The sequence below is a fragment of the Thioalkalivibrio sp. genome (assembly GCF_041690275.1).
In the GTDB taxonomy this organism is placed as follows: domain Bacteria; phylum Pseudomonadota; class Gammaproteobacteria; order Ectothiorhodospirales; family Ectothiorhodospiraceae; genus Thioalkalivibrio.
The window spans coordinates 6,478-13,163 of record NZ_JAWLHP010000052.1 but is presented as its reverse complement, the minus strand read 5'-3'; the positions used below and the strand labels follow the sequence as shown (position 1 = coordinate 13,163).

Annotated in this window: 5 protein-coding genes; 2 read left to right on the top strand and 3 right to left on the bottom strand. The window is 68.8% G+C overall.

Features of this window, described 5'->3' with window-relative positions:
* Positions 1 to 193 precede the first annotated feature (193 nt).
* On the top strand, positions 194 to 1,660 hold the full coding sequence (locus ACESMN_RS10530) for a DUF2868 domain-containing protein (RefSeq protein WP_373053556.1): 1,467 nt from the start codon (positions 194 to 196) through the stop codon (positions 1,658 to 1,660).
* Positions 1,657 to 3,102, top strand: coding sequence for a DUF3482 domain-containing protein (locus ACESMN_RS10525; RefSeq protein WP_373053555.1), 1,446 nt, complete (start codon positions 1,657 to 1,659; stop codon positions 3,100 to 3,102). The genes ACESMN_RS10530 and ACESMN_RS10525 overlap by 4 nt, the downstream gene beginning before the upstream one ends.
* A gap of 52 nt (positions 3,103 to 3,154) precedes the next feature.
* Here the strand turns inward: ACESMN_RS10525 and mnmH are convergent, their stop codons facing one another.
* The 3 genes from mnmH to ACESMN_RS10510 form a co-directional block, all read right to left on the bottom strand.
* The gene (gene mnmH / locus ACESMN_RS10520) at positions 3,155 to 4,270 is read right to left on the bottom strand and encodes a tRNA 2-selenouridine(34) synthase MnmH (protein ID WP_373053554.1); all 1,116 of its coding nucleotides are present in this window, start codon (positions 4,268 to 4,270) and stop codon (positions 3,155 to 3,157) included.
* A gap of 318 nt (positions 4,271 to 4,588) precedes the next feature.
* Positions 4,589 to 5,479 carry a formate dehydrogenase subunit gamma gene (locus ACESMN_RS10515; protein ID WP_373053553.1) on the bottom strand — a complete coding sequence of 297 codons (891 nt, stop codon included), beginning with the start codon at positions 5,477 to 5,479 and terminating at the stop codon, positions 4,589 to 4,591.
* Positions 5,480 to 5,495: 16 nt separating this feature from the next.
* Positions 5,496 to 6,590: a hypothetical protein gene (locus ACESMN_RS10510; RefSeq protein ID WP_373053552.1), complete on the bottom strand. Its 1,095-nt coding sequence runs from the start codon at positions 6,588 to 6,590 to the stop codon at positions 5,496 to 5,498.
* Positions 6,591 to 6,686: the final 96 nt, after the last annotated feature.

The window sequence follows — 6,686 nt, the reverse complement described above, 5'->3', positions numbered from 1 at the left end:
ATCGCGGCCGGAGGCCGCTCCCACGGGGGTCGTAGGAGCGGCTTCCAGCCGCGATGCGGCATTGCGCCGGGCACCCAGGGCCATCGCGGCCGGAGGCGAATTCTCTCTTACAGCGCGAATCCGTATGATCCAAATCTGATATCTTCGCGGTGCATTGTTACCGTCACTGCGTCAGACCGCGGATCCTCCCCTAGTGACCACTGCCACGACCCCCCTGCGCCAGCGCCTCATTGCGGAGGCCCTGCGCCTGGAGGAAGACCGACTCGGCCGGATTCTGGACGATCCGGTGGCGGATGCGCGGGCCCGCGAGGCAGGCGGCGACTTCGAAGAACGGGTGGTGCGGCGCGCGGCGGAAACCGCTGCCGGGCATCGCTTCGCGGGAACCCTCGAGGGCCTGATCCAGGTCCGTTTCTGGCTGGTGTTGCTCGCGGCCGGATTGGCGCTGCTTGCCGGGATCGGCGCGGCGGCCGCGGTCTTCGGTCAAGGCGCGACCGTGAACATCGGCTGGGCCCTTGCCGCGCTGCTGGGCCTGCAACTGCTGATGCTGCTCCTCTGGGTCCTGTTCACGATCTATCGGCCGAGGGGTGGTGGCGGTGCGCTCGGAAGGGGTGCGATGGCGGTGGCTCACGGGGTCGGCCGGCGCCTGTCGCGGCGTCCCGATACCGCGGTGGTGCTGTCCGCGAGTCTCGGCCTGCTGCGCCGTGGCGGGCTGGGTCGATGGATCGCCAGCGCCCTCACGCACGGGCTCTGGGCCACCTTCTGCCTCGGGGCGGTGCTGGGCTCGCTATTCGCGCTGAGCGTGCGGCAGTACGAGTTCGTCTGGGGCACGACGCTGCTGACCGAGGAAAGCTTCGTCGCGATGGTGGGCCTGCTCGGGGCGCCGGCACAGTGGATCGGCTGGCCGGTTCCGGGCGAGCAGGTGGTGCGGGCAAGCCGGATCGGTCTCGACGGGACGGCGGGGCGGGAGTTGTGGTCGGGGCTGCTGCTCGCCTCCCTGCTCTTCTACGGGCTGCTCCCGCGGACCATCCTCTTCGGGCTGAGTCTGCTGCTGGTGCGCCGCGCCGCGCACCGGCTGCGCCTGGACACCGGCCTTCCGGGTTATGCACGTCTGTCGGATCGGTTGAGTCCCCACGCGCGTTCCATCGGCGTCGTGGACCCCGATCGGGCTCGGCAGGACGGCCCTGAAGCGCCGCCGCGTGGCCGACCGGCGCCGGTGACGGGTCCGGCGCTGCTGATCGGTCTCGAGCTGGAGCGGGATGGCGGCGACTGGCCACCACGTGTCGCGGCGGTGGACTGGATCCCGCTGGGGCGCGCGGACGACCGCGAACAGCGCAACGATGTGCTCGCCGCGTTGCGGGCACGCGCCGAACCCCCCGGCGTGGTGCTGGTCGTCTGTTCGCTCGCCCGGACTCCGGACCGGGGCGCGGAACGTTTCTTTGCCAGCCTCCGCGAGCAGACCCGTGCCCCGGTATGGGCGGTCCTGGACGAGGGTCACCGCCTGGCCGCGCGCGGAGGGCCCCGCGCGGCGCGCGTCCGCCAGTGGCAGGAGGCCGGTACGCGCGCGGGGCTCGACTACGTGCTCGAGGCCGAACTCGACGACGCTGCGCACCCGGGCACCCGGGAACTGACGGAGCTGCTGCGCCCCGGGAGCACGACATGAGCGCCATGCTCAGGGTCGCGGTCGTCGGGCACACCAACACCGGCAAGACCTCGCTGCTCCGGACCCTCTCGCGCGACGAACTCTTCGGCGAGGTGTCGGACGAGCCGGCAACAACCCGGCAGGTGGAAGGCATCCAGCTGCTGCTATCCGACGGGGAACCGGTGGTGCTGCTGCTGGATACGCCGGGCCTGGAGGACCCGGACGGCGTGCTGGACGCGCTGGACGAGTTTGCCGGCGGCGAGCGCTTCGATATGCCCGAGCGGGTTCGCCGCTTCCTGGAGTCTTCCGGGGCCGCTACGCACTACGAGCAGGAGGCGAAGGTCCTGCGCCAGATGCTTGAGGCGGATGCTGCGATGTACGTGATCGACTGCCGGGAACCGGTGCTGGGCAAATATCGCGAGGAACTCACGATCCTGACCTACTGCGCGATCCCGGTGTTGCCGGTGCTGAACTACGTCGCGAGCCCGGCCAGCCGCGAGCCCGAATGGCGCGAGCAGCTGGCCCGGCTGAACCTGCACGCGGTGGTGGCCTTCGATACCGTGGTCTTCGACGAGGCGGGCGAGCGGCGCCTGTACGAGAAGCTGCGCACCCTGCTCGATGCCTTCGACCAGTCCCTGCAGCGGCTGATCGAGGACCGGCGACGGCAGGGCGAGTGGTTGCGCCGCGCCGCGGCCGAATATCTGGCGGAGCTGCTGATCGACACCGCGGGCTGCCGCCGCGTGATCCCCGGCGATATCGAACCCGCGAAGATGCGCGAGATGATCCTGCGCAACCAGGACGCGGTCCGGCAGCGCGAACAGCGCACCGTCGACGGGCTGCTGCGATTGTTTCGCTTCAGCAGGCGGCACTACGAGCACGAGCAGTTGCCGCTCGTCAACGGGTCCTGGGGCATGGATCTCTTCAACCCGGACGCCCTGAAACACTACGGGGTCCGGATGGGCGGAGGAGCCGCGGCCGGCGCAGCCGCCGGAGCGACGCTGGATGCGGCCACGCTGGGAGCGACGCTGGGCGTGGGGACCGTTTCCGGCGCCGCGATCGGTGCGCTGCTCGGCACCTCCATCCCCCTGCGGCAACGGATCTTGGGTCGACTGCACGGCCTCTCGGAGTGGCGGGTCTCGGACGAGACCCTGCGCCTGCTGATGCTCCGGCAGATGACCCTGATCCGGGCACTGCTGCAGCGTGGCCACGCGGCCCAGGTGCCGCTGGCGACCGGGGACTCGGCCAACGCACGCCGGGCGCGGGAACCCCTGCCGGCGCCGGTGCGCGAGGCTCGCCTGAAACCCCGCTGGTCGCGCCTGAACCCGGAGCTCTTCGACCCCGCACGCGGCGACCGGCAGGTCGCGGTGCAGCGCCTGGCAGAGGAGATCCTGAGGACACTGGCCGTGGATGCGGGTGCCGGAACCGCAGACCCGGCGCGTGCGGCTGGCCTGCCAAGGCGCTGAACCGGCGATATCCGGGGTCGCGTCCAGGTCCTCCCTTAGGCGCTTGTACGGGCTATTGGGCCTGTTGCCGCAGGAAAGCGAGGACCTCGGCGCGGCGGCCGACGAACAGCGGTGCCCCGATATCGCCCTGCCGCCGAAGCGCGTGGTCGTACAGGGGATCGTAGTACTCCGCGAGCAGGGCCTCTATCCAGCCTCGGTGTGCTTCGGCGGACCCCGTCCGCGCCTGCGTGTCGAGGGCCGATTCCATCATGGAGCGCAGTTCCTGGTGCCGCGCGCCCCCGAGCCGGTTGCGGATGCGGTCCAGCGAGGCGAGCAGTTCGGCGCCCAGACGGTTCAGGGCCTGCGCCTCGCCGTGGTGCTCGGCGTATTCGAGCAGGGGTTGCAGCACGTAGTCTTCGATGGTGACCTGCACGCGGCTGTCGAGCGGTTCCTCGATAAGGACCCTGGGACCCGCCTTCATGCGCTGATAAAGCGCGGGCGGTATCAGCCGGTGTCCCACCAGCTTGCTCTCGTCCTCCAGCACCACCGGGGTCGGTCCGGTCGTCTCCTGGCGCGCCTGCAGACGCAGCAGTCGGATCGCCAGTGCGTTCTCGAAGTCGATCTGCGCCGGCTGGCCGCCCGGACGCCGCCCGAAGGCCGAGCCCCGATGTCGCGCGAGCCCCTCCAGGTCCACCGCGTGTTCCAGTCGTTCGATCACGCGGGTCTTGCCGGTGCCGCTGCGGCCGGAGAGAAGGACCAGCGCCAGCGTGGTCGCAGTCTCCTCCAGGCTCTCCAGCAGGAAGCGGCGCATCGCCTTGTAGCCGCCGCGGATCCGCGGGATCGGGCGCCCGGCCGCGGCCAGCCACTCCTGCACGATGCCCGAGCGCATACCGCCGCGGAAGCAGTAGAGTTGGCCCTCCGGATACCGCTCGCACCACTGAAGCCAGCCCTGCAGACGCGCCTCCCGCGTCTCGCCGCCGACCAGAGTGTGCCCCAGTTCGATTGCGGCTGGCTGCCCCTGCTCGGTGTAGCGCAGGCCGACTTCGTGCCGCTCCGTGTCGTCCAGCAGCGGCAGGTTGTGGGCATTCGGAAACGCGCCCTGGACGAATTCCACCGGCGCACGGACGTCCAGTAGCGGGACGTCACGCAGGAAGAGTTCGCGGTAATCGCTGGTCAGGGGTAGTGTCATGGTGGCTGGTTGCAGAGCTTATGACGTCGCCACCGATAACGCCACAGCGTCACGTCCATCATCCACGAGTTCCGTAGGGTGGGCCAGGCGAAGCGGGCCCACCGTCCTGGCCGGAGCGGTTGTTGGTGGGCACACTTCGTTTTGTCCGCCCTACGGCCCTGTGTGCCCAGGACCATCGCGGCCGGAGGCCGCTCCCACGTTGGCCCGGGCGTTGTGGGAACGGCCTCCGGCCGCGATCGAGCGGCGCGGGCAGAAAACCACACCCCGCAAGCCTGAGCAGCCTAGAGCGGGTCAGGCGCAGCGCGCCCAGCGCGCTGGTTAGCCCAGCAGCGCGTACAGCATCAGCCCCACCAGGATTACGCCCAACAGGTTGATCACCACGCCATAGATCCGTCCGGCCCTCAACAGGCCGGGCTTGACCGGATCCACCTCGATCTCCTTCAACCGGCCTTCGCGCTGGAGTCGCGCGTACTCATCCCTACGCTCCGTGCGCAGTTCCTCTTCGGTGACGTATCCGGTGAACATGACCGTGTCCATCGGGAATTTCTCCGCGCGCAGATTGTTGTGGAACAGGTGAATGGTGAAGATGAAGCCCACCGCAAGCACGGCCTCCAGGCCGTGAATCACCGAAGCGAGATTCAGGGTCCAGCCGGGCAGGAAGCGGGTGAAGAATTCGGGGAACCACAGGACAAGGCCGGAGCCGCCGATGATGGCCATGCCCCAGAACACGGCCCAGTAGTCGAACTTCTCCCAGTAGGTATAGCGCTCGAAGCGGGGTGGCTCGCCCTTGCCGAGGAAGTACCGGACGTTCTGATAGACGTCACGGACATCGCGGGGTTGCGGGACCATGGAGTAGGGACCCCAGAGCATGCCCAGGTCCCGGTCCACGATGATACGACGGAAGACCCTCCCCAGGTGCCAGACGAAGAGTACGATCATCACCAGCGCGAAGAAGCGATGCAGGAACCCGGTGGCCTCGAATCCGCCCATGCTGTGGGCGAGCCAGCGAGCCCACGGCTCCTGACTGTAGAGCAGGGGCAGCCCCGTGATGGCCAATCCGATAAAGCTGATTCCCAGCCCGATGTGCCCGATGCGCTCGGCCTTGCCGAAGCGACGGTACAGCCGCTGCCGGTCCGCCGCAGGCGCCACCTCCGAGGCCGCGGACACCGGGTCGGCGGATGGCGATACGGTATCGGTCGTTTCCTGCATCGTGTGGCTCTCCTTCCTAATTCAGCTTGCTGTCGTCGTCCGATCCGGACCGGTGGCCGAAACGCCACGCGAACGCATTCCGCCAGCCTCGCCATGCCCATAGGAGGGTGTGCAGCCCGAACACGCCGAAGACACCGATCAGGAGCCCGTGCATGAACACGGTGGCCCAATAGAGCAGTGGCTCGCCCTCCCGATCGCGATAATTCGCGTGCGGGTCGTACCGCACATAGTTCTCGTTGAGGTTGCTGTGGCAGTTGCCGCAGGTCTCCATCAGGTTTTCAGGGGCGATAGGGGAGCGCGGGTCGCTGCTCGGAAGGACCTCGTGGGCCCCGTGGCAGTCGGCGCAGGCCGCGACACGGACGAAGCCGAGTGACGTGACCTTGCCGTGGAAGGTGTCGCGGTAGGTGAGGGTTTCCTTTTCGTGACAGGTGCCGCATTCCTGGATGCCCTGCAGCTTCCACGTGGGCGTATCGGTAGCCACGGTCAGGTGGGGCGAGTGGCAGTCCACACAGCCCGGTGCCGCGGTATCGCCGCCCTGCTGGAGGCTACCGTGGCGCCCGCGCGTGAACGCGTTCTTCGTCCCCTCGTGGCAGCTGCCGCACATGTTCGCGACGTTCTCGGGGGCGACAAGACTGTCCGGGTCCTGGGCGGGGCGCACGGCGTGCACCCCGTGGCAGGTGACGCAGCTCGGCGCGACGCGCAGGCCCTTTTGCACCAGTCTTCCATGGATGCCGTCCGCGTAGTCCCCCGCGACCCAGCGGTTCAGGTGCTCCACATGCGCCTGGGGATCGAAGTCCTCACTGGCCGTGTGACATTGGGAGCAGGTGGCCGCGACGTTCAGGTGATAGACCTTGGACTGCGGGTCCGAGGCCGGAAGGATGTCGTGGCTGCCGTGACAGTCGGCGCAGGAGGCGCCCGGATCCCCTTCGCCGCCCCCGTGGGGTCCCAGCTGATGGCGCTCGTTCGCGGCCTCGTGGCATTGCCCGCAGCTGGCCGGTTCGGGTTCGCCCCGGTGCGGAGCCCGCCGCGCGAAGTCGTCCCGGTGGCAGGAGACGCAGCTGACCCCGGCGTCCGCGTGCACCGCCTGCGAATCCTGGATATGTTGCGCCACATCCTCATGACAATTGATGCAACGCCGGTCGGCCGGGCTGAAGGACGCTGATCCGAATGCCGGAAGTAAAAGCCCCGACAAAATGGCGGTCGCCAG

Excerpts from the sequence above, each read along its gene's own strand:
- ACESMN_RS10525 (WP_373053555.1), top strand. The coding sequence starts at position 1,657 with ATGAGCGCCATGCTCAGGGTCGCGGTCGTCGGGCACACCAACACCGGC.
- mnmH (WP_373053554.1), bottom strand. The coding sequence starts at position 4,270 with ATGACACTACCCCTGACCAGCGATTACCGCGAACTCTTCCTGCGTGAC.
- ACESMN_RS10515 (WP_373053553.1), bottom strand. The coding sequence starts at position 5,479 with ATGCAGGAAACGACCGATACCGTATCGCCATCCGCCGACCCGGTGTCC.